Genomic DNA, 22,897 nt, shown 5'->3' on the forward strand with positions numbered 1-22,897 from the left:
GCCGGTGACCTCCCGTACGAACGACGGCGAGCAGCCGGGCCTCCCGCAGGCCCGGCTGCTCGTCGTCGTCGCCGTCGCGGCCGAGGCGGACGCCGTCCTGCGCGGCCTCGGGGGCGACGTGCGCCCGCTGCCGCTGCCCGGCGGCACGCTGCACCGCACTTCGGGCGCCGCCGCCGGGATCGACGTGCTGGCGGCCGGGGTGGGGCCCGCAGCGGCAGCCGCCGGCGCCGCCGGCGCGCTCGCGGCGCACCGCTACGACCTGGTGGTCTCGGCCGGGATCGCCGGCGGCTTCGCGCCGCAGGCGCCGGTCGGCTCGGTCGTGGTCGCGGACGCGGTCGTCGCCGCCGACCTGGGCGCGCAGACGCCCGAGGGCTTCGCCGACGTCACCGAGCTGGGTTTCGGCACCGTCCGGCACGCTCCGCCGCCCGCCGCCGTCCGGGCCGCCGCCGACGCCCTGCGGGCCGCCGGCCTGGCGGTCGCCACCGGCGCCGTGCTGACCGTCTCCACCGTGACCGGCAGCGCCGCTCGGGCCGCCGAGCTGGGCGCCCGGCACCCGGGGGCGGCCGCCGAGGCGATGGAGGGCTTCGGCGTGGCCGAGGCCGCCGCCCGGCACGGGCTGCCGGTGCTGGAGATCCGCACCGTCTCCAACGCCGTGGGCCCGCGCGACCGCTCGGCCTGGCGGATCGGCGAGGCCCTGGCCGCGCTGGAGCGGGCCTTCGGGGCCCTGCCGTACCCGGAGCTGCTCAAGGAGGTCCACCATGGCTGAGCCCCTGCGCGTCGCCTACTCGCCCTGCCCGAACGACACCTTCGTCTTCCACGCCTGGGCCCACGGCCTGGTGCCCGGCGCCGACGCGCCCGAGGTCACCTTCGCGGACATCGACGTCACCAACGGCCTGGCCGAGCGCGGGGAGCTCGACGTCCTGAAGATCAGCTACGGCGCGCTGCCGTGGGTGCTGGACGAGTACGCGCTGCTGCCCTGCGGCGGGGCGCTGGGCCGCGGCTGCGGCCCGCTGGTGCTGACCCGGCCGGGTGCCGGCGACGACCTGAGCGGTCGGACGGTCGCGGTGCCGTCCGAGCGCTCCACCGCGTACCTGCTGTTCCGCGTCTGGGCCGCGAAGGCGGTGCCCGGGGGCCTCGGCGAGGTGGTGGTGCTGCCGTTCCACGAGATCATGCCCGCCGTCCGGGACGGCCGGGTGGACGCCGGTCTGGTGATCCACGAGGCCCGCTTCACCTACCAGGACTACGGTCTGCGCAAGCTCGCCGACATGGGCGAGGCCTGGGAGCAGGACACCGGCCTGCCGATCCCGCTGGGCGCGATCGTGGCCCGGCGCTCGCTCGGCGAGCAGCGGCTGCGGGAGATCTCCGAGACCATCCGGGCCTCCGTCCGGCAGGCCTGGGCGGACCCGGAGGCGAGCCGCGGGTACGTGCTGGCGCACGCGCAGGAGATGGACCCGGCGGTCGCCGACCAGCACATCGGGCTGTACGTCAACGAGTTCACCGAGGAGCTCGGCGAGGCCGGCTACGCGGCCGTCCGGGGCCTGCTCGCCCGGGCCGCCGCCGAGGGACTCGTCCCTCCGCTCGGCCCGGGCGCGCTCGACCTCTGAGCCCGCCCGGGGGCGGAGACCACGGGGCGGGGTTCGCGGGGCCCCGCGAACCCCGGCCGGTCAGACGTCGAACTGGTCGGCCACCGCGCGCAGCAGCGAGGCCAGCTTCTGACCGGTCGGCTTGGCCGGGTAGCGGCCGTGCTGAAGGCCCGGGAGCACCGCGTCCAGCGTGGTGATGAGGTCCTGGACGATCGGCGCCATGTCGTCGGCGCTCTTGCGCTGGGCGGCGGCCACCGAGGGCAGCGCGTCCAGCAGCGTCACGGACATCGCCTGGTCACCGCGGTGGCCGGCGACCACGCCGAACTCCACCCGCTGACCCGGCTTGAGCACGGTGACACCGTTGGGCAGCGCCTTGGTGTGGACGAAGACCTCGCCACCGTCGTCGCGCGACAGGAAGCCGTAGCCCTTCGTCTCGTTGAACCACTTGACCTGGCCGGTGGGCATCTCGAACAGTCCTCGGTGTGGGTGTGTCGGGACCCCGGCCCGGGCCGGGGATCTCTGGGTGGATGGCTCTGGTGAACGGCTCCGGCGGGCGGCTCCGGCGGACGCCTTCGAACGGCGCCGCAGGCTCCGGGTGACGGCGGGCCGGGATCCCGGCCCGAACCGGGCGGACACCCGCGTCGGTTCTCCGCCGGAGCAGACTAACGGTCGGTCACGGCCTCGAACCCTGCCGTGGGCACGATCCCGTACCGCGGGCCCGTTCTCGTCGGGCGGGCCCCGCCGCGGATCTGGCGTCCGGGGCCGGACCGGGTCGGGCACGGCCGGACCGCGACATGGCGCTGTCCACTGGCTCACACCCCCGGTCCGAAGGCGGGGCACACCTGCCGTGCCCCGTGCAGTGGCTGCATACCCCTGCCCAGCAGCGATCAAAACTCCGAGCGCCCGCGAAACTGCGCAACGTGACGGGGCACACCCGGGCCCGTTCGCCGGGCCGCCCGGCGGGCGCCCCGCGACCGGCCGGCGCGCTCTGCGACACTGGGGGCGCCCCACCGCCACGTCCCGTCCGAGGAGCACACAGTGAGCAGCCAGAGCGCCGACCGCGGCGACCTGTACGTCCGGGCCGGCGCGATCGTCTTCGCCGCGGGCGCGGTCGCCACACTGGTGACCTTCGTCCCGCTGTTCCTCGACCTGACTCCGCTGCCGACGGCCGCCTACTGGCTCAGCATGCTGATGCCGCTCGGCTTCCTGCTCGCCCTCGTCGGGATGCTCTCCTCGGCCCGGGCCCAGCGCCGCCGGGCCGCCGCGACGGACTGACCGCGGGGGACCGACCGCGAGGGGCCGACCACGAGGGGCCGACCGGCCCGGGCGGGCCCTAGCGGTCCAGGTGCCGGTCCAGCCAGGCGGGGAACTCCGTGAGGTCGGCCAGCACCACGTCCGCGCCGGCCGCGCGCAGCTCGTCCGCGTCGTACGGGCCGGTGGTGACGCCGATCGCCACCGCCTCGGCCCGGATCGCACCGACGATGTCGCCCAGGTGGTCGCCGACGTACACGGTGGCGCCGTGCTCGCGCAGCGCGTCGCCCTTGCTCTCCGCCCAGAGGTCGCCGACCAGGACGTCGGCGTGCAGGCCCGCGTGCTCCAGGTGCAGCCGGGCGTTCGGCTCGTACTTGCCGGTGATCACGGCCACCCGGCCACCCGCTGCCCGGACGGCGTCGACCGCCGCGTGGGCGCCCGGCAGGGCGACGGTCGGGGCGAAGGCCAGCTCGCGGTACAGCTCCCGGTAGCGGACGGCGACCTGCTCCACCTCCGCCTCGGGGAACCAGTTGCGCAGCTCGTGGGTCAGCGGCGGGCCGAGCCGGGTGATCACCAGGTCGCCGTCCACGAAGGTCCCGGTCTCGGCCGACAGCGCCCGGTAGGTGGCCTTGATGCCGGGCCGGGTGTCCAGCAGCGTCATGTCGAGGTCGAACCCGACGGTGAACGGGCGGACGGGCACCGGGGCCGGGGCGGCGGCGGGCGAGGGAGCAGGGACTGCGGCGGGCGTGGAGGGCATGCCGCCAGGCTATTCCAGGCCGGTCGGGGGGCTGATCCGCCCCGGCTCCGGGCCGGAACTTAGCATTGCCTAAGCTCATAGCGGCCCCTCTTCCCCGAGCCCCACGCCCGGGCGGGCCGCCCCGGCCGTGGCCGGGGGGCGCCCCGAGGTCCGGGGCGGGGAGCAGGAAGGGACCCATGACCGACACCACCGCGCCCGGCAGGCTGCGCCTGCTGCGCCGCCGCGTCCTGTGGCTCGCCGCCGCGCTGACCGTCCTGGTCGCCGCGGTGCTGCTGAGCCTGGCGGTGGGCAGCCGCACCATCCCCTTCGGCGAGACCGTGCACGCCCTGCTGTACGGCGGGGACACCACCGACGCCGTCGTCGTCCGGGAGCTGCGGGTGCCCCGCACGGTCGTCGGCCTCGCCGTCGGCGCGGCGCTCGGCATGGCCGGCACGGTGATGCAGGGCATCACCCGCAACCCGATCGCCGACCCCGGCATCCTCGGCGTCAGCCAGGGCGCCGCGGCCGGCGTGGTGGTCGCCATCTCCGCCTTCGGCGTGGGCTCGCTCACCGGGTACGTCTGGTTCGGCTTCGCCGGGGCGGCGCTGGCCACCGTGCTGGTCTACACCCTGGCCGGACGCGGCCGGGGCGGCGCCACCCCGATCAAGCTGGCGCTGGCCGGGTCGGCGATGTCCGCGTTCATCGCCTCGCTCAACACCCTGGTGCTCACCACCGACGCCGCCACCATGGACCAGTTCCGGTTCTGGCAGGTCGGCTCGCTCTCCGGACGGACCTCCGACGTGGCCTGGCAACTGCTGCCGTTCCTGCTGGTCGGCGCCGTCCTGGTGTTCGCCGTCGCCCGCGGGCTGGATGCGCTGGCGCTCGGCGACGACACCGCCAAGGGCCTCGGCGCCAGGACCGGCCTGGTCCGGGCCACCGGCGCGCTCGGCGCCACCGTGCTGACCGGGTCGGCGGTCGCCGCGGCCGGCCCGATCGCCTTCGTGGGCCTCGCCGTCCCGCACGCCGCCCGCGCCCTGGTCGGCGCCGACCACCGCTGGGTGCTCACCCTCTCCGCCGTGCTCGGGCCCGCGCTGCTGCTGCTCGCGGACGCCCTGGGCCGGGTGCTCTTCCCACCGTCCGAGGTGCCCGCCGGGGTGATGACCGCCCTGGTCGGCGTGCCCGTCCTGGTCGTGCTGGTGCGCCGTCGCCGGGTAGTGGCCGCATGAGCGCCGCCACCGTGCCGCTCGGCTACAGCGTGCTGCGGGCCGGGCGCGCCTCCTTCCTGCTGCACCGCCGCTCGGTGCTGGTCGCCGCCGGTCTGCTGCTGCTCCTCGCCGCCGCCGTGGTCGCCTCGCTGTGCCTGGGCGAGTCCACCGTCTCGCCGGCCGAGGTGCTGAAGGTCGTCACCGGCCGGCCCAGCGCGCACCAGCTGGTGGTCGGCGAGTTCCGGCTGCCCCGGGTGGAGGTCGGCGTGCTGGTGGGCCTCGCCCTCGGGCTGGCCGGCGCGCTGATCCAGACGGTCGCCCGCAACCCGCTGGCCAGCCCGGACGTGGTCGGCGTCTCGCACGGCGCGTCCGCGCTGGTGGTGGGCCTGCTGGCGTACGGCGTGGTCGACTCCACCGGCCAGGTGCCGTACGCCGCGGTGGGCGGCGGCCTGGTCGCCGGGCTGCTGGTCTACGCGCTGGCGTGGCGGGGCGGCATGCACGCGCAGCGCTTCGTGCTGATCGGCATCGGCATCAGCGTGGCGCTGTCCTCGCTCACCACCGTGTTCCTGACCAAGGGCGACGGCCTGCAGGCGCAGCAGGCGAAGGTCTGGATGACCGGCAGTCTGAACGGCGCCGGGCACGCCCAGTCCGACTGGCTGGTCTGGGTGCTGCTGGCCGCCGTACCGGCGGCGCTGTGGGCGGCCCGGGCCCAGCGCGGCATCTCCTTCGACGACGCCACCGCCGTGGGGCTCGGCCTGCGCCTGAACCGGATCCGGCTGGGCATGGCGCTGCTCGGCATCGTGCTGGCCTCCTGCGCGGCGGGCGCCACCGGGCCGGTGGACTTCGTCGCGCTGATGGCGCCGCAGATCGCCGTCCGGCTGGCCCGCTCGGCGCAGATCCCGCTGTTCTGCTCGGCGCTCACCGGTGCGGTGGTCGTCGTCCTGGCCGACCTGCTGGCGCGCCGGATGCTGGCACCCGTCGAACTGCCGGTCGGTGTGGTGACCGGCCTGGTGGGCGCGCCGTACCTGATGTGGCTGCTGCTCCTCCCCCAGACTCCGTCCGGGGGGACCCCCATCCACCGTGGAGGCTCCCGATGACCCCGCACCCCGCCGCCCCGCACCGCCTGGAGACCCGGGAGCTGACCCTCGCCTACGAGGCCCGGACGGTCGTCGAGGGCCTGGACCTGACCATCCCGGACGGGCGGGTCACGGTGATCGTCGGCCCGAACGCCTGCGGCAAGTCCACCCTGCTGCGGGCGCTCGGCCGGCTGCTGAGGCCGACCCGGGGGGCCGTCCTGCTGGACGGCGCCGAGCTGGCCCGGATCCCCACCCGGCAGGTCGCCCGGCGGATCGGCCTGCTGCCGCAGTCGCCGGTGGCCCCCGAGGGCATCTCGGTGGCCGACCTGGTGGCGCGCGGGCGCCAGCCGCACCAGAGCTGGTGGCAGCAGTGGTCGGCCGAGGACGAGGAGGCGGTCTCCGAGGCGATGCTGCGCACCTCCACCGCCGAGCTGGCCGACCGGGGCATGGACGAGCTCTCGGGCGGTCAGCGCCAGCGGGCGTGGATCGCGATGGCGCTCGCCCAGGGCACCGACATCCTGCTGCTGGACGAACCCACGACCTTCCTGGACATCGCCCACCAGGTGGAGGTGCTCGACCTGGTCCGGCGCCTGAACGTGGAGAAGGGCCGGACGGTGGTGGCCGTCCTGCACGATCTCAACCAGGCCGCCCGGTACGCCGACCACCTGGTCGCGATGCGCGGCGGGCGGATCGTCGCGCAGGGCCCGCCGGCCGAGATCGTCACGGCCGAGCTGGTGCACGAGGTGTTCGGCCTCCACTCGGTGGTCGTCCCGGACCCGGTGACGGGGACTCCGCTGGTGGTCCCGGGCGCGCCCTGGGCGGTAAAGGCAGACGCATGATGACATTCCGGACATAATCGACGAACCGTCGACCACGTCCGGGAGGTCCCGATGCCGCGTCAGCTCTCCCGCCGGGCCCTGCTGGCCGGACTCGGCGGCACGGCCCTCACGGCCTGCGCCGGCAACCCCGCCCCGACCACCGACAGCGCCACCGACACGGCCGCGGCGATCCCGCCGGCGGACGGCCCCCGGGTGATCACCCTCGACACCGCCGAACTCGACTCCGCGATGACCCTCGGCATCACGCCCGTCGGCGCGGCCCGGGCCCCGGCCGACGCCGGCCTGCCCGACTACTGGCCGGCCTCCCGACTGGCGGAGATCACCCACGTCGGGGAGATCGGCTCCCCCGACGGCGCGGTGATCCGGCACCTGAAGCCCGAGCTGATCCTCGGCAACCAGACCCGCGACGGCGCCCACTTCGAGACCCTGCGCCGGATCGCCCCGACCGTCCTCACTCCGACCACCGGCCACCCCTGGAAGGCCAACTTCCAGCAGCACGCCCAGGCCCTCGGCCGGCAGGCCGCCGCCGAGGCCGTCGTCGGCGCCTACCAGCGGCACGCCGCCGCGGTCGCCCAGCAGCTCGCCTCGGCCGGGCTCTCCGGCCACCGGATCAGCATCGTGCGCTTCGTGGCGAACGCCCCGATCCGCCTGTACGCCCGGCAGAACTTCCTCGCCACGCTGCTCGACGACGTCCGGCTCGCCCGCCCCGACCAGCAGAACGCCGCCCAGTTCGCGGTGGAGATCCCCGCCGACCAGATCGCCAGGGCGGACGGCGACCACCTGTTCTACGCCGTCTACGGCGACCCGGACGCGGCCGGCGCCACCGCCACCCTGGCGAGCCCCGGCTGGCAGGCCCTCGGCGCGGTCAGGGCCCACCGCGCCTTCCCGGTCAACGACCGGCTCTGGTTCCAGGGGATCGGCTACACCGGCGCCAACGCCGTCCTGGACGAGCTGCAGCGCCTGCTGGGGGCCTAGGCCGTACGGCGATACGGGCGGCCGGGGTTCGGGTGGGCATGCCGTGAACCCGGCGGTCCCGCTCCTCATCGGTGCAGCCGGATGATGCGGGTGCCCAGGTGCGCGGCGAGCGCGTCGAGGTCCGCACCGTCGACGGCCTGGTCGAGCTCCGCGAGTCCGACGACGGCGAGGTCGTCGTCCGCACCACCCCCGCCAAGTTCGCCACGTTCCTCCTGGGCGTCAAAGCCGGCGAGTTCGACGGATACGCCGACTTCGACGCCTGACGACTACCGCCCTCAGGTACCCCGGCACCGGAGGACGAGTCACGAGACCTGATCCGGTCTGCCGGGAAGGGGTTCGAGAGCGCCTACGGCCAAGGTCGCCCGATCATCGGTGTGCGGCTCAGGCGGTACGCAGTTGGTCGCCGGGTAGCGGGACGCCGGGGGGAACGTAACCGTCGCCGTCCTTGGGGTCACCGGCGTGCAGTCCTGGGAGCAGTTGGTCAGGCAGGAGGACGACACGGGCCGTGTCGGACAGACTGCGGGGGAGGTCGGCGGGGCCGATCCAGGAGTCGGCGTCCTCGGTCCGGGGATCCGCCTGTCGCGCGTCGACGGTGCCGCACAGCAGCACGACGTTCGCTGCGTTCACTGCGCAGACGGCAATTTCCACGTTGACCTCGGGCAGGTCGCTCGTGGCGGTCTTGCGGTAACTGACGTGTACCGCGTTTCCCCGGTCCGGGACCTGCGGATGAGGCTCGATCCGCCAGTCCGTGATCCTGACGGTGAGGGGGTACGCCTTGTCGCCGCGCACCACGGTGACCTCCCCGGCGGCAGCACCGGGGCTGCGCTTCTCGGGCTCCCCGCCGGCGGGGAAGCAGCCGGCGAGGGAGACGGCTGCGCACGCGGCCAACGCTGTCCGGGCTGCCCCCTCGACACGACGTCGAGTCTGCCGTTGCACTCGGGACTCCCCTTCGATTCGCCTTCGACTCGCCGTCGTGGCCTGATGATCGAGACGCGATCCTGCGCGTGGCAGTTCCAGGTCACGCCCCGCGCCGCCGCAGCGTCGTCCACAGCAGGAACAGCGCCGACAGCACCGCGGCCAGCCGCAGCAGCCCCGGCGCCGCGCCCCAGAGCTGCTCGCCCGGTTGCAGGGCCGGGCCCCACTTGCCCTGGCCGCGGCCCCAGAACCAGAGCACCAGTCCGCCCATGGCCAGCAGCGGGATCCCCAGGACGGCGAACTTCCTGCTGCGGTCGGCGATTCCGCGGGAGAGGTAGGCCAGCGCCCACCCGACCAGCATCACCAACACGGTCCGGGTCACCGCGCCGCCCACCAGCAGGGCCGAGGCGAGCAACAGCAGCGGTGCGGGCCGGCGGCCGGCGAGCAGGCCCGGGCGGGCGGCGGATGCGGCCTCGTCCTTCGCCGCCTGCTTCTCGGCCGCCTTGCGTGCGGCGCGGCCCCGGCCGGCCGGCTTGGCGGCGGTCGCCCGCTCCCCGCTCGCCTCGCCCGCCACACCGCCCTTCGCCGTACCGTCCTTCGCCACGGTCAGGTCGGCGGCGTCCGGTGCCCGGTCGCCCTCCCGCGGCTCCGGCACGCTCGCGGCCTCGGGGTCGTCGACCGCCGAGAAGTCGATGTGCACGGCGTCCCAGTCGGCGAACCCGCCACCCGCCTGCCACTGCGCCCCGGCCCGGCGGGCCGACGGGCCGGCTGACGGCCGCGAGGACGGCGGCGGCGGTGCCGGTGCCGGCACGCGCGGGGCCGGTGGATCGGACGGGGGCGCGGGAGCCGGGACCGCGGCGGGCGGCGGCAGGTACACGCCCTCGCCCGGCTCCTCCGGGCCCTCCGGTGCCCGCTCGCCACCGTCGCCCCGCCGCGGCCCGCCCAGCCGCCACCACTCGCCGTCCACCATCGCCCACCACCCCGATCGACCACCCGACCCCGCCGACCGCGACGCTACCCATCCGGTGCCACCCACCACCACCCGCCACCCGCCACCCGCCCTCACCGGCCATCACCCGCCACCGACCGCCGAGGCCCGCGGCACACGACGCCGCCACCCTCGCCCGAAGCCGACTAACCTAGGCCGGATGACCGCACAGCAGGGCGAGCAACGCCCCGGCGCCACCGCCGCAGGCCCCCGCACCCTCGCCGAGGAGCTCCGAAGCCGCCCCGACGCGGCCCTCGCGGCCCTGCTCCGGTCCCGTCCCGACCTGCTCAACCCGGTGCCCGGCGACCTCACCCAGCTCGCCGCCCGGCTCTCCTCCCGGGCCTCCGCCCTGCGCGCCCTGGAGCGGCTGGACCGCTTCACGCTGCAGGTGGCCGAGGCCCTGGCCGCCCTGCCCGACGGCAGTGCGCACACCGCCGTACGGAACCTGCTCACCGGCCCGGCCCGGGTCAAACCCCACCCCGGCGCCACCCCGATCGGCCCGGCCGAGCGCACCGCCGTCACCGAGGCCCTCCCCGGCGCGCTCGCCACCCTGCGCGAGCGCGCGCTGCTCTGGGGCCCGGACAGCGCGCTGCACCTGGTGATCGCCGCCCGGGAGGCACTGGCGCCGACCGCCGCCAACCCCGGCCGCACCGGTCTCGGACCGACCCTCTCCGAGGCCACCACCGGGATGTCGCCGGCCCGGCTCCAGCAACTGCTGGCCTCCGCGGGCCTGCCGCCCACCCCCGACCCGGTGACCGCCGTCGCGGCCCTCGCGGCCCTGCTCGCCGACCGCAAGCAGTGCACCGCGCTGCTCGACCAGGCCCCGGAGGCCTCGCTACGGCTGCTGGACCGGCTGGTCTGGGGGCCGCCCAACGGCACCGTCCCGGACGCCACCCGGCCGGTCACGGCCGCCGACGCCCGGAGTCCCGTCGAGTGGCTGATCGCCCGCGGCCTGCTGCTGCCCTCCTCGCCCGGCAGCGTCGTGCTGCCCCGCGAGCTCGCCCTGCACCTGCGCGGCGGACGCAGCCACCGCACGGTGGAGCCGGCGCCGCCCGCCGTCCCCGCCCAGCCCACCGTCCGTGAACCGCAGGCGGTGGACGGCGCCGCGGCCGGCCAGGCGTACACCGCCGTCCGCACCGTCGAGGAGCTGCTCGACCTCTGGGGCCTGCAGTCGCCCGCCACCCTGCGGGCCAGCGGGGTCGGCGTCCGCGACCTCAAACGGGCCGCCCAGACCCTGGAAACCACCGAGTCGACCGCCGCGTTCTGGCTCGAACTCGCCTACGGCGCCGGCCTGCTCGCCCCCGACGGCGAGGCCGACGAGCGCTGGGCCCCCACCCCCGCGTACGACACCTGGCTCCAGCAGCCCACCGCCGAACGCTGGGCCCTGCTCGCCGGCAGCTGGCTCGCCGGCACGAGGGTGGCCGCGCTCACCGGCACCCCGGACGGCAAGGGCAAGACCCGCGCGGCGCTCGGCCCCGAACTGGACCGCACCCTGGCGCCCACCGTGCGGCGGGCCGCGCTGACCGCACTCGCCGGCCTGCCGCCTGGCTCCACCGCCACCGCCGAGGACCTGCTGCCCACGATGCGCTGGCACCGCCCGCTGCGCGGCGGCCCGGCCACCGCCGACGGGCGGGACCTGCGCGACGACCTCGCCGGCTGGACCCTCGCCGAGGCCGAGCAGCTGGGCATCACCGGCCGCGGCGCCCTGTCCTCGCCGGCCCGCGCCCTGCTGGAGGGCCGGAGCCCGGCCGCCGTACTCGCCCCGCTGCTCCCCCGCCCGCTGGACCACGTGATCCTCCAGCCGGACCTCACCGCCATCGCCCCCGGCCCGCTGCTCACCCCGCTCGCCCAGGCCCTCGCGCTCTGCGCCGACGTGGAGTCCAAGGGCGGGGCGACGGTCTACCGCTTCACCACCGACTCCGTGCGGCGCGCGCTGGACGCCGGGCGCAGCGCCGCCGACCTGCACGCCTTCCTGGAGCAGCACTCCCGCACGCCCGTCCCGCAGCCGCTCAGCTACCTGGTCGACGACGTGGCCCGCCGGCACGGCGTGCTGCGGGTCGGCGCCGCCTCCTCGTACCTGCGCTGCGACGACCCGGCGCTGCTCGCCGAGGTGCTGGCCGACCGCCGCTCCGCCGACCTGCGGCTGCGGCTGCTCGCGCCCACCGTGCTGGCCGCGCAGGCCGGCCCGGAGGCGCTGCTGGCCGCCCTGCGCGGCATGGGCTACGCGCCGGCCGCCGAGTCCGCGGAGGGCGATGTGCTGATCACCCGCCCGGGCAGCCACCGGACGGCGCCGCGCAGCGCGCCGACGCCCGTCCCGGACGGCCCGCCGACCCCGGACGACGCGCTGCTCGGCGCCGCCGTCAAGGCGATCCGGGCCGGCGACCGGGCGGCCACCGCCGTCCGCCGGGAGACCGTCACCGGCCCGGCCTCGACGCCGCAGCAGCGCGGCCCGGCCCAGGTCGACACCCGCCGGCTGCCCCGCTCGCAGGCCGCGGACACGCTGGCCGCACTGCAGACGGCGGTGCTGCTGGGCGAGCGGATGTGGATCGGCTACGTCAACGCCGAGGGCCTGGCCTCCCAGCGGGTGATCGACCCGGTGAAGGTCGAGGGCGGCTTCGTGACCGCCTTCGACCACCACTCGGACGAGTTGCGCACCTTCGCCCTGCACCGGATCACCGGCGTCGCCGAACTCGACGACAACGCCTGAGCAGGCCCGCCCGGGTCCCGCCCGCGAGCGCCCCCGGTTGACGCCGCCCCCACCCCGGCGTAGTCCGGAAGGGCGGGGTAGCAGGGGGGTCCGGGAAGGGAGTCATCATGCTCGGCGAACAGTTGGGCGAGCTGCAGAGCCGGGAGACCGCGAAGCGGGTCCTCCCCGGCGGCGACGTCGAGGTCTCGTACGAGGCCGAAGGGGAGCTCCTGGGCGTCCCCACCACCGAGATCGCCACCTACGAGTCCACCATGGACGCCCACGGCATCCTGGTCGGCGAGGGCCAGGGCGTGACCATGACGGCCGACGGCGACGTCGTCGTCTGGCACGGCAACGGCATCGGCCGCTTCACCGGCACCGCCCCGGGCGCCATGAGCTGGCGGGGATCGATCTTCTTCGACACCTCGTCCGAGCGGTTCGCCCGGCTCAACTCCACCGTCGGCCTGTTCGAGTACGAGACCGACGGCAGCGGGAAGGGCACCGCCAAGTACTGGGAGTGGAAGTAGGACCGACCGGCCCGTCCCCCCGGGACGGGCCCCGGTCCACCCGGCGGATCAGCCCTTGGCCTTCATCGCCCCGTCGGCCAGCTTGCCGATCGAGTCGGGGCCCACCGGCACCCCGCCGAGCAGCCCGGCCATGGTGAGCGCGGCGCCGGAGCCGACCTGGCCCAGCGGGCCGCCGGCCTTGCTGATGTCCGGCATCGCGGACTTGCTCAGCTCGGAGGCCTGCTGCTCGTCGACGGCGTGGGCGGAGCCGGCGGCGGCGGAGAGGGCGGCACCGGCGAGGGTGAGGGCGAGGAGGGCGCGCTTGGACGTGTTCATGCGCTGCCCAACGACCCCGACGGGTCGGAGGTCACCGGCGGGGCGGGCATTCACCGGAGTGCGCGACACTGGAGGGTCTGCGCCGAACCGGCCGGCGCGGCCGAACCGATGGAGGGCCTCCCCGCGTGAACGACGGACCGCTGATCGTCCAAAGTGACAAGACGCTCCTGCTGGAGATCGACCACCCCAAGGCCGCCGACTGCCGCCGGGTGATCGCCCCCTTCGCCGAGCTGGAGCGCGCGCCCGAGCACGTGCACACCTACCGGGTCACGCCGCTCGGCCTCTGGAACGCGCGCGCCGCCGGCCACGACGCCGAGCAGGTGGTCGACGCCCTGGTGAACTACTCGCGCTACCCGGTGCCGCACGCCCTGCTGGTGGACATCGCCGACACCATGGCCCGCTACGGGCGGCTGAAGCTCAGCAAGCACCCGACCCACGGCCTGGTGCTCACCACCACCGACCGCCCGGTGCTGGAGGAGGTGCTGCGCTCGAAGAAGATCATCCCGCTGGTCGGCGCCCGGGTCGACCCGGACACCGTCGTGGTGCACCCCTCCGAGCGCGGCCAGATCAAGCAGGTGCTGCTCAAGCTGGGCTGGCCCGCCGAGGACTTCGCCGGGTACGTGGACGGCGAGGCGCACCCGATCGAGCTGGACCAGGACGGCTGGACGCTGCGCCCGTACCAGCAGCAGGCCGTCGAGGGCTTCTGGCACGGCGGCTCCGGCGTGGTCGTGCTGCCCTGCGGCGCCGGCAAGACGCTGGTGGGCGCGGCGGCGATGGCCGAGGCCAAGTCGACCACGCTGATCCTGGTCACCAACACCGTCTCGGCCCGCCAGTGGAAGCACGAGCTGGTCAAGCGGACCACGCTGACCGAGGACGAGATCGGCGAGTACAGCGGCACCCGCAAGGAGATCCGCCCGGTCACCATCGCCACCTACCAGGTGATGACGACCAAGCGGAAGGGCACGTACGCGCACCTGGAGCTGTTCGACGCCCGCAACTGGGGCCTGGTGGTCTACGACGAGGTGCACCTGCTGCCCGCGCCGGTCTTCAAGTTCACCGCCGACCTGCAGGCCCGCCGCCGGCTCGGCCTGACCGCGACGCTCGTCCGCGAGGACGGCCGCGAGGGCGACGTCTTCTCCCTCATCGGGCCGAAGCGGTTCGACGCGCCGTGGAAGGAGATCGAGGCGCAGGGCTACATCGCGCCCGCCGACTGCTGCGAGGTCCGGGTCACGCTGACCGACTCCGAGCGGCTGTCGTACGCCACCGCCGAGCCGGAGGAGCGCTACCGGTTCTGCGCGACCACCGCGACCAAGCGGCGGGTGGTGGAGGCGCTGGTCAAGAAGCACGAGAAGGACCAGACGCTGATCATCGGCCAGTACATCGACCAGCTGGACGAGCTCGGCGAGGTGCTCAACGCACCGGTGATCAAGGGCGAGACCAGCAACGCCCAGCGGGAGAAGCTCTTCGAGGCCTTCCGCACCAAGGAGATCAGCGTCCTGGTGGTCTCCAAGGTCGCCAACTTCTCGATCGACCTGCCCGAGGCGACGGTCGCCATCCAGGTCTCCGGGACCTTCGGCTCCCGCCAGGAGGAGGCCCAGCGGCTGGGCCGTGTCCTGCGCCCGAAGGCGGACGGGCACTCGGCGCACTTCTACTCGGTGGTGGCCCGCGACACCGTGGACCAGGACTTCGCCGCCCACCGGCAGCGCTTCCTGGCCGAGCAGGGCTACGCGTACCGCATCATCGACGCGGACGACGTGCTGTAGCCGCCCGGGCCCGGGTGGCGGTGCCCGCCGCACCGCGCTCGTCCGCGGTGCGCGGCGGCGGTCAGTAGCGGACGCCGTCGCGGCCGAGCAGCGTCACCCGGGCGACGGTGTCGAGGGCGATGCCGACGTTGCGCACCACCGTGGTGAGCGGGTTGCGGCGGCGGCCGGGCCCGGCGGCGGTGGCGCCGCCGGGGGCGGTCCTGGTCTCCTTGGATGCGCGCGCCCGGGGGGCCTTGGCCGCTGCCCGGCGCGTCGTGCTGTGAACGGTTCCCATGCCATCAACGGTAGGTTTTCGGACACCCCCGGCGCATCACCCGGAAGGCCCTCTCCGGCAGGACTTCGGTCGTCCTCCAGGTGTACGGGCGCCTCAGGGACCACCCCGGGGTCCCACCGGTTAGCACCCCGGGGCGGACGGGTCTAGGATTCTTCGTCTGCCCCCTCCCGAACCGTGGTGCCCGCCGACTCGCGCAGGCAGCCGGGGGAGGCGCCCGCCGCTTGGTAACCGGCCGGCTGTCCCCCTCACGTGCCGCTCGACGAGTCCGCTGCCCCCTACGGGTCAGCCGGGAAGGTCCGCTGTGCCCGCCACCACCCCCTCCACCGACCCCCTCCAGCACGAGCGCGACCACCTCGCCGCCTCCCGCGCCGCGCTGCGCGTGATGCGCGAGGACGTCGAGTCGCTGGACACCACCGACGTGACCGGCACCTGGGTCACCGCCATCGTCCTGAACAAGCAGATCGAGGCCCGGATCGCCGCACTGGCCGACCTCGCCCACACCCCGCTGTTCTTCGGCCGCCTCGACTACCTGCACGCGATCAGCGAAGAGCTGGCCGAGGGCGGCGGCGGCGAGAGCTTCTACATCGGCCGCCGGCACGTCCACGACGCGGTCGGCGACCCGATGGTGATCGACTGGCGGGCCCCGGTCTCGCAGCCGTTCTACCGGGCCAGCCGCACCGAGCCGCTGGACGTCGAGCGCCGCCGCAGGTTCGGCTACACCGGCGGCGAGCTGACCGCCTACGAGGACGAGCACCTGTCCGACCCGGCCGAGAAGGACACCGCCTCCGCCCTGCTCGCCGCCGAGATCGAGAAGCCGCGCGTCGGGCCGATGCGCGACATCGTGGCGACCATCCAGCCCGAACAGGACGCGATCGTCCGGGCCGACGTCGGCGGCACCGTCTGCGTCCAGGGCGCGCCCGGCACCGGGAAGACCGCCGTGGGCCTGCACCGGGTGGCGTACCTGCTGTACGCGCACCGCGAGCGCCTGGCCCGGACCGGCACCCTGGTGATCGGCCCGAACGACGCCTTCCTCTCGTACATCGAGCAGGTGCTCCCGGCCCTCGGGGAGGTGGCGGTGGCGCAGTCCACGGTGCAGCAGCTGGTGGCGCACGTGGAGGTCCGCGCCGAGGACGACCCCGGGGCGGCCCGGCTGAAGGGCGACGCCCGGATGGCCGAGGTGCTGCGGCGCGCCGTCCGCGCCGGGATCGCGCTGCCCGTCGAGCCGTGCGTGGTGGTGCGCGGCTCGCGCCGCTGGCGGGTCCCGGTGCACGAGCTCACCGAGATCGTCGAGGAGCTGAAGTCCCGAGACATCCGGTACGGCGCGGCGCGGGAGGCCATGCCGCAGCGGATCGCGCACGCCGTGCTGCTGAAGATGGAGCAGGGCGGCGAGGCCCCGGACGACCGGGTGCAGGACGCCGTGGCCAGGAACGCCCAGGTCAAGGCCGTGGTGAAGGCCTGCTGGCCGCCCGTCGACCCGACGAAGCTGGTGCACCGGCTGCTCAACGAGCCGGAGTTCCTGGCCGCCTGCGCGGAGGGCGTCCTCGACGAGGAGGAGCAGCGCGCGGTGCTCCGGGCCAAGCCCGGCCGCTCGGTGCGGACGGCCCCGTGGACGCCGGCGGACGCCGTCCTGATCGACGAGGCGACGGACCTGGTGCAGCGCACCCCCTCGCTGGGCCACGTGGTGCTGGACGAGGCCCAGGACCTCTCCCCGATGCAGTACCGGGCGGTCGGGCGTCGCTGCAGCACCGGCTCGGCCACCGTCCTCGGCGACCTCGCCCAGGGCACCACCCCGTGGGCCACCGCCGACTGGCCGGAGGCGCTGCGCCACCTCGGCAAGGCCGGCGCCCACGTCGAGGAGCTGACCAAGGGGTTCCGGGTCCCCGAGGAGGTCATCGCGTACGCCTCGCGCCTGCTGCCGGCGATCGCCCCGGGTCTGGCCCCGGCCACCTCGGTGCGTGACGCGCCCGGCTCGCTGGTGGTCGCCCGGGTCGAGGACGACCTGGACGGCGCCGTGCTGGAGGCCTGCCGCGAGATGCTCACCCGGGAGGGTTCGACCGGCCTGATCGCCGCCGACGCCCGGATCCCGGCCCTGGCCGCGGCGCTGGAGGCGGCGGGCCTCGGCTACCTCTCCCCCGGCGACGAGACGACCTCGCAGTCCCGGCTGACGCTGGTGCCGGCCTCGCTGGCCAAGGGCCTGGAGTACGACTACGTGGTGCTGGACGAGCCCGCCGAGGTGGTGGCGGGCGAGCCGGACGAGCGGACCGGCCTGCGCCGGCTGTACGTGGCGCTGACCCGTGCCGTCTCCGGTCTCACCGTGCTGCACGCCCGGCCGCTGCCGGAGCAGCTGGCGGCCGGCGCCGCCGTCGCCGCGGCGGGCTGACCCGGGCGCCCGACGGCGCGCAGGGGGCGGCCGTCGCACGGCCGCCCCCTGCGGTGGCACCACCGGTCACGCCTGCGGTCGGGCGGCACGTACGGGCGCGGGTGCTCGCTCGTGCCGGGGCCGTCCGGGCGGGTCGTCGGGCGTCGGTCAGGGGCGCTCAGGCGTCGATCAGGGCCCGCCACTCGGCGACCTTGGCGGCGTCCACCGGGGAGTCCCAGCCGGAGGTCCGCACCGCGCCGCCGACGTGGAAGGCGTCGAAACCGGCCGCCCGCAGGCCGGGGACGTGCTCGGCGCGCAGGCCGCCGCCGATCAGGATCCGCTGGCGGTAGCCGGGCTCGCCGGCCCGGGCCAGTTCGGCGGCCAGGATCTCCCGGCCGGCGTCGACCCCGGCGGGCGCGCCGGAGGTGAGGAAGGTGTCCAGGCCGGGCAGGTCGCCGACGGCGGCCCGGAGGGCGGCCCGGTCGGCGCTGTGGTCGAGCGCCCGGTGGAAGGTCCAGCGGCAGCCGGCGACGGCCTCGGCCACCGCCTCGGTGGCCGCGGGGTCGAGTGCGCCCTGGGCGTCCAGGAAGCCGAAGACGAACTCGTCCGCCCCCTCGGCGCGCAGCTCGGCCGCGCGCGCCCGCAGCTCGTCCACGCTTCCGGGCGCGAAGCCGTCCCGGATGCGCAGCATGACCCGCAGCGGGATGTCCACGGCGGCGCGGATCTTGGCGAAGTCCTCCACCGAGGGAGTGAGTCCGTCGGCGGCCATGTCCGTGACCAGTTCGAGCCGGTCGGCTCCGCCGGCTACGGCGGCCCGGGCATCCTGGGCGGTCAGCGCGATGACTTCGAAGATTGGTCTAGACATATCGGTAGCCTGCCACATCACCCCGCCCGGCGGCGAGCCCCCACGGCCGACGGATCGGCCACTCCACCGGCACGGGTGCCCGCCCCCGCCGCACACCCGCGTTCCGGGGGACGGCCCCCTACTCCGCCACCGACCGCGAGCCGGTCACCTCCGGCGCCTTCGGCCGGGTCAGCCGCAGGGCGACGGCCACCCCGGCCGCCACCAGCAGCGCGAACGGCAACAGGACCCGGCTCGACCCCAGGGTGTTGCCCGCCTCGACGGCGAAGATCCCGAGCGCCGGGGGCGCCAGTACGAGCAGCAGCGCCAGCGGCAGCACCTGCCCGCGCCGAATCCCGACGTACGCCAGCACGGCCGCCCCGAGCATCAGCAGCTGGAGCGGCGCGACGCCACCGGCCGTCCCGAAACGCGACAGGCCGGGCGCCGCACTCTGCACCGCGCCGAACAGGAAACCCCCCAGGACGATCAGGCGCTGACGCCCGGTCACCCGGCCCAGCAGCTCCGCCGGCGCGGCCGGCACGCTGAGCCCCCAGAGCACGCCCGGCACCGAGAAGGCCGACATCCTGACGAGCAGCGAGATGTTCGGCATCTCCCGGGTGACCGCCCAGTACCCCAGCACCACCGCGACCGGCGCCACGGTGGCGGTCGGCAGTGCCAGCAGCCGGGCCGGCTTCCAACTGCCGAACAGCACACCCAGTACCGCCAGCACCGGCAGCACCGCGAGCAGGGCGAGCAGCAGCCAGGTCCCACCGCCGGCACGCGGGTCGGGCAGCCCCCCGACGGCCGTGACCAGCAGGACGAGCGCCGCGTGACCGGCCGCCGCACCGACCGCGAACGGCGCGACCGCGGCCAGCGCCCGACCGGGCAGCCCGGTGGAGGTCAGCCCGGTACGCAGCCGCAGCCCGTAGGCGCCCAGATCGAAGGCCTCCCACAGGGTGGCGGCGCGCCCTGCCCCGGCGGTGGAGTCGGCGAAGACGGCGGCCAGTTCCTCGCCGCGCTCGCGGCGGTAGCCGGCGGGGTAGCACCGCAGTGCGGCGCGCAGCGCCGTGTCGGAGTCGGTCATGCGAAGGCCCCCTTGATCCTCGGACGGATGACGGTCAGCCGGCGGTCCGCCTCGGCGACCACCGCGCGCAGCCGGTCGGCCTCGGCGGCGAGCGCGGTGCGGCCGGTGTCGGAGAGCGCGTAGGTGCGGCGGGCCCGGCCGTCGACGACCTCCTCGCTCTCGACCCTGATCAGGCCCTGCTGGAGCAGCCGGTCGAGGGCGCCGTAGAGCGTGCCGGTGCGCATCCGGACCCGGCCGCCAGAGATCGCGGCGATCTCCTGGATGAGCGCGTAGCCGTGCCTCGGGGCATCGGCGAGAGCGGTGAGCAGAAGCAGCGTCGGCTCCTGCATGGAGCGTTCTGTCATAGGTCTATATATATCGGCGAACTACATATGCTGTCCAGCAGAATCAGCAGGCCGCCGGGCCCCGTGATGCGGGCCGCCGGGGCGCCCGACGGCCCGTCCGGCCGCCGGGCCACAATGTCCCCATGCCGTCGCCCGAAGCCCTCACCGACCGCTGGTCCGCCCTGCTGCGCCGCTGCGGCGCCACCGTCGACCCCGAGCCGTACGGACGCGACCTGCTGGGGCGCTGGGCCGAGCCGCAGCGCAGGTACCACACCACCGACCACCTGCGGGCGGTGCTCGACCACGTCGACGCCCTGGCCGGGTACGCCGACGACCCCGACGCCGTCCGGCTGGCGGCCTGGTTCCACGACGCCGTCTACAAGCCGGACCGCTCCGAGAACGAGGAGCGCAGCGCGGCGCTGGCCGTCCGCGCGCTCACCGAGGCGGGGCTCCCGGCCGCACGGGTGGCGCAGGTCGCCCGGCTGGTCCGGCTCACCGTCACGCACCGGCCGGAGCCCGGCGACCGGGACGGCGAGGTGCTCTGCGACGCCGACCTGGCCGTCCTCGGCGCAACGCCCGAGGCGTACACCGCCTACGCCGCCGCCGTCCGCGAGGAGTACGCCTTCGTGCCGGACGAGGACTTCCGGGCCGGCCGGGCGGCGATCCTGCGGCAGCTGCTGGCCCTGCCCGCGCTCTACCGCACCCCGGCCGCCCTGGAGCGCTTCGACGCCGCGGCCCGGGCCAACCTGGCGGCGGAGCTCGGCCGCCTGGAGGGGTAGCGGCCTCCGCCCGCCCGTCGGCGGGCGGGGCGGGCGCTCGGGATCAGGTCAGCTGCCCGACCGTCGCGACCACGGTGGCCTCCTTGCCGCAGACCCAGTGCGGGTCGGGCCCCAGCTCGGGCTCGACGCTCAACGCGTGCGGATCGCCGTCCTGCGCGCAGGAGGGGCAGAGCGGCCAGCGGCCGTAGGCCTCCAGCAGCGCGTCCTGGACGTCCTGGGCCACCAGTCCGAGCACGAAGTCCGTGCCGTCCGGCCACTGCTCCAGCCACCAGCGCCGGTGGGTCACGGCGTCCTCCACGAGCGAGACCACGGTGGCGTCCGCCACGTCCCGGGCGCTGAGGTCGGCGAGGATCAGCGCCCTCGCCTTGTGCAGGGCTGCTTCGATTTCAGAGCTGGACATCCGTCCATTCTCCCGCAGCCGCCGCCCGGGCCCGGGAACGCCGCGAGGGCGGCTCCCCGAAGGGAACCGCCCTCGCTCAAGAGCGACTGATCCTCGGAGGGATCAGAAGTCCATGTCGCCGCCCGGCATGCCGCCGCCCGCGGGGGCACCGGCCTTCTCGGGCTTGTCGGCGATGACGGCCTCGGTGGTGAGGAAGAGCGCCGCGATGGAGGCGGCGTTCTGCAGCGCCGAGCGGGTGACCTTCGCCGGGTCGATGATGCCCGCGGCGATGAGGTCGACGTACTCGTTGGTGGCGGCGTTCAGGCCGTGACCGGCGGGGAGGTTGCGCACCTTCTCCACCACGACACCGCCCTCGAGGCCGGCGTTGATCGCGATCTGCTTGATCGGGGCCTCCAGCGCCACGCGGACGATGTTGGCACCGGTGGCCTCGTCGCCCTCGAGCTCCAGCTTGTCGAACGCGACCGAAGCCTGCAGCAGCGCGACGCCACCACCGGCGACGATGCCCTCCTCGACGGCGGCCTTCGCGTTGCGGACGGCGTCCTCGATGCGGTGCTTGCGCTCCTTGAGCTCCACCTCGGTGGCCGCGCCGGCCTTGATGACGGCCACGCCGCCGGCCAGCTTGGCGAGGCGCTCCTGGAGCTTCTCGCGGTCGTAGTCCGAGTCGCTGTTCTCGATCTCGGCGCGGATCTGGTTCACCCGGCCGGCGACCTGGTCGCTGTCGCCGCCACCGTCGACGATGGTGGTCTCGTCCTTGGTGATGACCACCTTGCGGGCGGTGCCCAGCAGGTCGACGCCGGCGTTCTCCAGCTTGAGGCCGACCTCCTCGGAGATGACGGTGCCACCGGTGAGGATGGCGATGTCGCCGAGCATGGCCTTGCGGCGGTCACCGAAGCCCGGGGCCTTGACGGCGACGGACTTGAAGGTGCCACGGATCTTGTTCACGACCAGGGTCGACAGGGCCTCGCCCTCGACGTCCTCGGCGATGATGACCAGCGGCTTGCCGCTCTGCATGACCTTCTCCAGCAGCGGGAGGAGGTCCTTGACCGAACCGATCTTGGAGTTGGCGATCAGGATGTAGGGGTCCTCGAAGGAGGCCTCCATCCGCTCCAGGTCGGTGGCGAAGTACGCCGAGATGTAGCCCTTGTCGAAGCGCATGCCCTCGGTGAGCTCGAGCTCCAGACCGAAGGTGTTGCTCTCCTCGACGGTGATGACGCCTTCCTTGCCGACCTTGTCCATCGCCTCGGCGATGAGCTCGCCGATCTGGGTGTCGGCGGCGGAGATGGAGGCGGTGGAGGCGATCTGCTCCTTGGTCTCCACGTCCTTGGCCTGGGCGAGCAGCTGGTCCGAGACGGCCTTGACGGCCTTCTCGATACCGCGCTTCAGGGCCATCGGGTTGGCGCCGGCGGCGACGTTGCGAAGGCCTTCCTTGACCAGGGCCTGGGCCAGGACGGTGGCGGTGGTGGTGCCGTCGCCAGCGACGTCGTCCGTCTTCTTGGCGACCTCCTTGACGAGCTCGGCACCGATCTTCTCGTACGGGTCCTCGAGCTCGATCTCCTTGGCGATGGAGACACCGTCGTTGGTGATCGTGGGGGCGCCCCACTTCTTCTCAAGGACGACGTTGCGACCCTTGGGGCCGAGCGTCACCTTGACAGCGTCGGCAAGCTGGTTCATCCCGCGCTCAAGGCCGCGGCGAGCTTCCTCGTCAAACGCGATGATCTTTGCCATGTGAAGTGGTCCTCCGAGACGGCGGTGAATGCTCGGACCGGAAGGTGCCCGCGACGGACGGCCCTGGTGTGCGGGGGTCCTTTCCCCTACCGCTCCCGGGGGCCTCACCGACCCGGTCCGTTGTCACTCTCAAGCTGTGAGTGCTAACGCCAATGATTAGCACTCCGGCATGGCGAGTGCAAGCCCCACCCACGATCCGGCCGGGCGCGTCGCCCCGCCCGCGCCGCTCCCGCGGCCCCCGCCGCCCGCCGGG

General features: G+C 74.9%; 24 protein-coding genes. 13 read left to right on the forward strand and 11 right to left on the reverse strand.

Features of this window, described 5'->3' with window-relative positions:
• Positions 1 to 4 precede the first annotated feature (4 nt).
• Positions 5 to 766: a futalosine hydrolase gene (locus ACFTWP_RS04210; protein WP_380262479.1), complete on the forward strand. Its 762-nt coding sequence runs from the start codon at positions 5 to 7 to the stop codon at positions 764 to 766.
• A complete protein-coding gene (locus tag ACFTWP_RS04215; RefSeq protein ID WP_380262481.1) occupies positions 759 to 1,604 on the forward strand; it encodes a 1,4-dihydroxy-6-naphthoate synthase in 846 nt (281 codons plus the stop codon). The genes ACFTWP_RS04210 and ACFTWP_RS04215 overlap by 8 nt, the downstream gene beginning before the upstream one ends.
• A 60-nt stretch (positions 1,605 to 1,664) precedes the next feature.
• Here ACFTWP_RS04215 and ACFTWP_RS04220 read toward each other — a convergent pair whose 3' ends face one another.
• Positions 1,665 to 2,048: a cold-shock protein gene (locus tag ACFTWP_RS04220; RefSeq protein WP_380262483.1), complete on the reverse strand. Its 384-nt coding sequence runs from the start codon at positions 2,046 to 2,048 to the stop codon at positions 1,665 to 1,667.
• A 573-nt stretch (positions 2,049 to 2,621) separates the two neighbouring features.
• On the opposite strand from ACFTWP_RS04220, the gene ACFTWP_RS04225 reads away from it, so the two are divergent.
• On the forward strand, positions 2,622 to 2,858 hold the full coding sequence (locus tag ACFTWP_RS04225; RefSeq protein ID WP_380262485.1) for a hypothetical protein: 237 nt from the start codon (positions 2,622 to 2,624) through the stop codon (positions 2,856 to 2,858).
• A 58-nt stretch (positions 2,859 to 2,916) separates the two neighbouring features.
• Here the strand turns inward: ACFTWP_RS04225 and ACFTWP_RS04230 are convergent, their stop codons facing one another.
• Positions 2,917 to 3,591 (reverse strand): HAD family hydrolase, encoded by a 675-nt coding sequence (locus ACFTWP_RS04230; protein WP_380262487.1) that lies wholly within the window; start codon positions 3,589 to 3,591, stop codon positions 2,917 to 2,919.
• A 176-nt stretch (positions 3,592 to 3,767) separates the two neighbouring features.
• On the opposite strand from ACFTWP_RS04230, the gene ACFTWP_RS04235 reads away from it, so the two are divergent.
• The 5 genes from ACFTWP_RS04235 to ACFTWP_RS04255 all read left to right on the forward strand — a co-directional run bounded on the left by ACFTWP_RS04235 (position 3,768) and on the right by ACFTWP_RS04255 (position 7,928).
• On the forward strand, positions 3,768 to 4,796 hold the full coding sequence (locus ACFTWP_RS04235) for a FecCD family ABC transporter permease (protein ID WP_380262489.1): 1,029 nt from the start codon (positions 3,768 to 3,770) through the stop codon (positions 4,794 to 4,796).
• Positions 4,793 to 5,872, forward strand: coding sequence for a FecCD family ABC transporter permease (locus ACFTWP_RS04240; protein WP_380262491.1), 1,080 nt, complete (start codon positions 4,793 to 4,795; stop codon positions 5,870 to 5,872). Before ACFTWP_RS04235 ends, ACFTWP_RS04240 begins: the two co-directional genes overlap by 4 nt.
• Positions 5,869 to 6,690, forward strand: coding sequence for an ABC transporter ATP-binding protein (locus ACFTWP_RS04245; RefSeq protein WP_380262493.1), 822 nt, complete (start codon positions 5,869 to 5,871; stop codon positions 6,688 to 6,690). Before ACFTWP_RS04240 ends, ACFTWP_RS04245 begins: the two co-directional genes overlap by 4 nt.
• 51 nt (positions 6,691 to 6,741) lie before the next feature.
• On the forward strand, positions 6,742 to 7,665 hold the full coding sequence (locus tag ACFTWP_RS04250; protein WP_380262495.1) for an ABC transporter substrate-binding protein: 924 nt from the start codon (positions 6,742 to 6,744) through the stop codon (positions 7,663 to 7,665).
• 98 nt (positions 7,666 to 7,763) lie between these two features.
• The gene (locus tag ACFTWP_RS04255; protein ID WP_380262497.1) at positions 7,764 to 7,928 is read left to right on the forward strand and encodes a DUF397 domain-containing protein; all 165 of its coding nucleotides are present in this window, start codon (positions 7,764 to 7,766) and stop codon (positions 7,926 to 7,928) included.
• 118 nt (positions 7,929 to 8,046) lie between these two features.
• Here ACFTWP_RS04255 and ACFTWP_RS04260 read toward each other — a convergent pair whose 3' ends face one another.
• Positions 8,047 to 8,553: a hypothetical protein gene (locus ACFTWP_RS04260; RefSeq protein ID WP_380262499.1), complete on the reverse strand. Its 507-nt coding sequence runs from the start codon at positions 8,551 to 8,553 to the stop codon at positions 8,047 to 8,049.
• A 130-nt stretch (positions 8,554 to 8,683) separates the two neighbouring features.
• Positions 8,684 to 9,550: a hypothetical protein gene (locus ACFTWP_RS04265; protein WP_380262501.1), complete on the reverse strand. Its 867-nt coding sequence runs from the start codon at positions 9,548 to 9,550 to the stop codon at positions 8,684 to 8,686.
• 178 nt (positions 9,551 to 9,728) lie between these two features.
• Between ACFTWP_RS04265 and ACFTWP_RS04270 the strand changes: the two genes are divergently transcribed.
• Both ACFTWP_RS04270 and ACFTWP_RS04275 read left to right on the forward strand, forming a co-directional pair.
• Entirely contained in the window at positions 9,729 to 12,275 is a 2,547-nt protein-coding gene (locus ACFTWP_RS04270) for a helicase-associated domain-containing protein (RefSeq protein ID WP_380262503.1), read from the forward strand.
• A 107-nt stretch (positions 12,276 to 12,382) separates the two neighbouring features.
• Entirely contained in the window at positions 12,383 to 12,781 is a 399-nt protein-coding gene (locus ACFTWP_RS04275) for a hypothetical protein (protein ID WP_380262505.1), read from the forward strand.
• A gap of 48 nt (positions 12,782 to 12,829) precedes the next feature.
• Here the strand turns inward: ACFTWP_RS04275 and ACFTWP_RS04280 are convergent, their stop codons facing one another.
• On the reverse strand, positions 12,830 to 13,096 hold the full coding sequence (locus ACFTWP_RS04280; RefSeq protein WP_073924028.1) for a hypothetical protein: 267 nt from the start codon (positions 13,094 to 13,096) through the stop codon (positions 12,830 to 12,832).
• 125 nt (positions 13,097 to 13,221) lie between these two features.
• On the opposite strand from ACFTWP_RS04280, the gene ACFTWP_RS04285 reads away from it, so the two are divergent.
• Positions 13,222 to 14,859, forward strand: coding sequence for a DNA repair helicase XPB (locus tag ACFTWP_RS04285; RefSeq protein ID WP_380262507.1), 1,638 nt, complete (start codon positions 13,222 to 13,224; stop codon positions 14,857 to 14,859).
• Between the two features lie 61 nt (positions 14,860 to 14,920).
• Here the strand turns inward: ACFTWP_RS04285 and ACFTWP_RS04290 are convergent, their stop codons facing one another.
• Positions 14,921 to 15,133 (reverse strand): hypothetical protein, encoded by a 213-nt coding sequence (locus tag ACFTWP_RS04290; RefSeq protein WP_380262509.1) that lies wholly within the window; start codon positions 15,131 to 15,133, stop codon positions 14,921 to 14,923.
• A gap of 301 nt (positions 15,134 to 15,434) precedes the next feature.
• Between ACFTWP_RS04290 and ACFTWP_RS04295 the strand changes: the two genes are divergently transcribed.
• Positions 15,435 to 17,513 carry a HelD family protein gene (locus ACFTWP_RS04295; protein WP_380262511.1) on the forward strand — a complete coding sequence of 693 codons (2,079 nt, stop codon included), beginning with the start codon at positions 15,435 to 15,437 and terminating at the stop codon, positions 17,511 to 17,513.
• A gap of 157 nt (positions 17,514 to 17,670) precedes the next feature.
• Here the strand turns inward: ACFTWP_RS04295 and ACFTWP_RS04300 are convergent, their stop codons facing one another.
• The 3 genes from ACFTWP_RS04300 to ACFTWP_RS04310 all read right to left on the reverse strand — a co-directional run bounded on the left by ACFTWP_RS04300 (position 17,671) and on the right by ACFTWP_RS04310 (position 19,761).
• A complete protein-coding gene (locus ACFTWP_RS04300) occupies positions 17,671 to 18,357 on the reverse strand; it encodes a copper homeostasis protein CutC (protein ID WP_380262513.1) in 687 nt (228 codons plus the stop codon).
• Positions 18,358 to 18,475: 118 nt separating this feature from the next.
• Complete coding sequence (locus ACFTWP_RS04305; RefSeq protein WP_380262515.1) at positions 18,476 to 19,417, reverse strand: hypothetical protein; 942 nt, start codon at positions 19,415 to 19,417, stop codon at positions 18,476 to 18,478.
• On the reverse strand, positions 19,414 to 19,761 hold the full coding sequence (locus ACFTWP_RS04310; protein ID WP_380262517.1) for a PadR family transcriptional regulator: 348 nt from the start codon (positions 19,759 to 19,761) through the stop codon (positions 19,414 to 19,416). Before ACFTWP_RS04310 ends, ACFTWP_RS04305 begins: the two co-directional genes overlap by 4 nt.
• 122 nt (positions 19,762 to 19,883) lie before the next feature.
• Between ACFTWP_RS04310 and ACFTWP_RS04315 the strand changes: the two genes are divergently transcribed.
• Positions 19,884 to 20,519 (forward strand): hypothetical protein, encoded by a 636-nt coding sequence (locus ACFTWP_RS04315; protein ID WP_380262519.1) that lies wholly within the window; start codon positions 19,884 to 19,886, stop codon positions 20,517 to 20,519.
• 43 nt (positions 20,520 to 20,562) lie between these two features.
• Here the strand turns inward: ACFTWP_RS04315 and ACFTWP_RS04320 are convergent, their stop codons facing one another.
• Together ACFTWP_RS04320 and groL are read right to left on the reverse strand one after the other, a co-directional pair.
• Entirely contained in the window at positions 20,563 to 20,919 is a 357-nt protein-coding gene (locus ACFTWP_RS04320) for a hypothetical protein (RefSeq protein WP_380262521.1), read from the reverse strand.
• Between the two features lie 102 nt (positions 20,920 to 21,021).
• On the reverse strand, positions 21,022 to 22,644 hold the full coding sequence (groL, locus tag ACFTWP_RS04325) for a chaperonin GroEL (protein WP_380262523.1): 1,623 nt from the start codon (positions 22,642 to 22,644) through the stop codon (positions 21,022 to 21,024).
• Positions 22,645 to 22,897: the final 253 nt, after the last annotated feature.

It is taken from the genome of Kitasatospora sp. NPDC057015 (assembly GCF_042673745.1).
Classification (GTDB): Bacteria; Actinomycetota; Actinomycetes; order Streptomycetales; family Streptomycetaceae; genus Kitasatospora.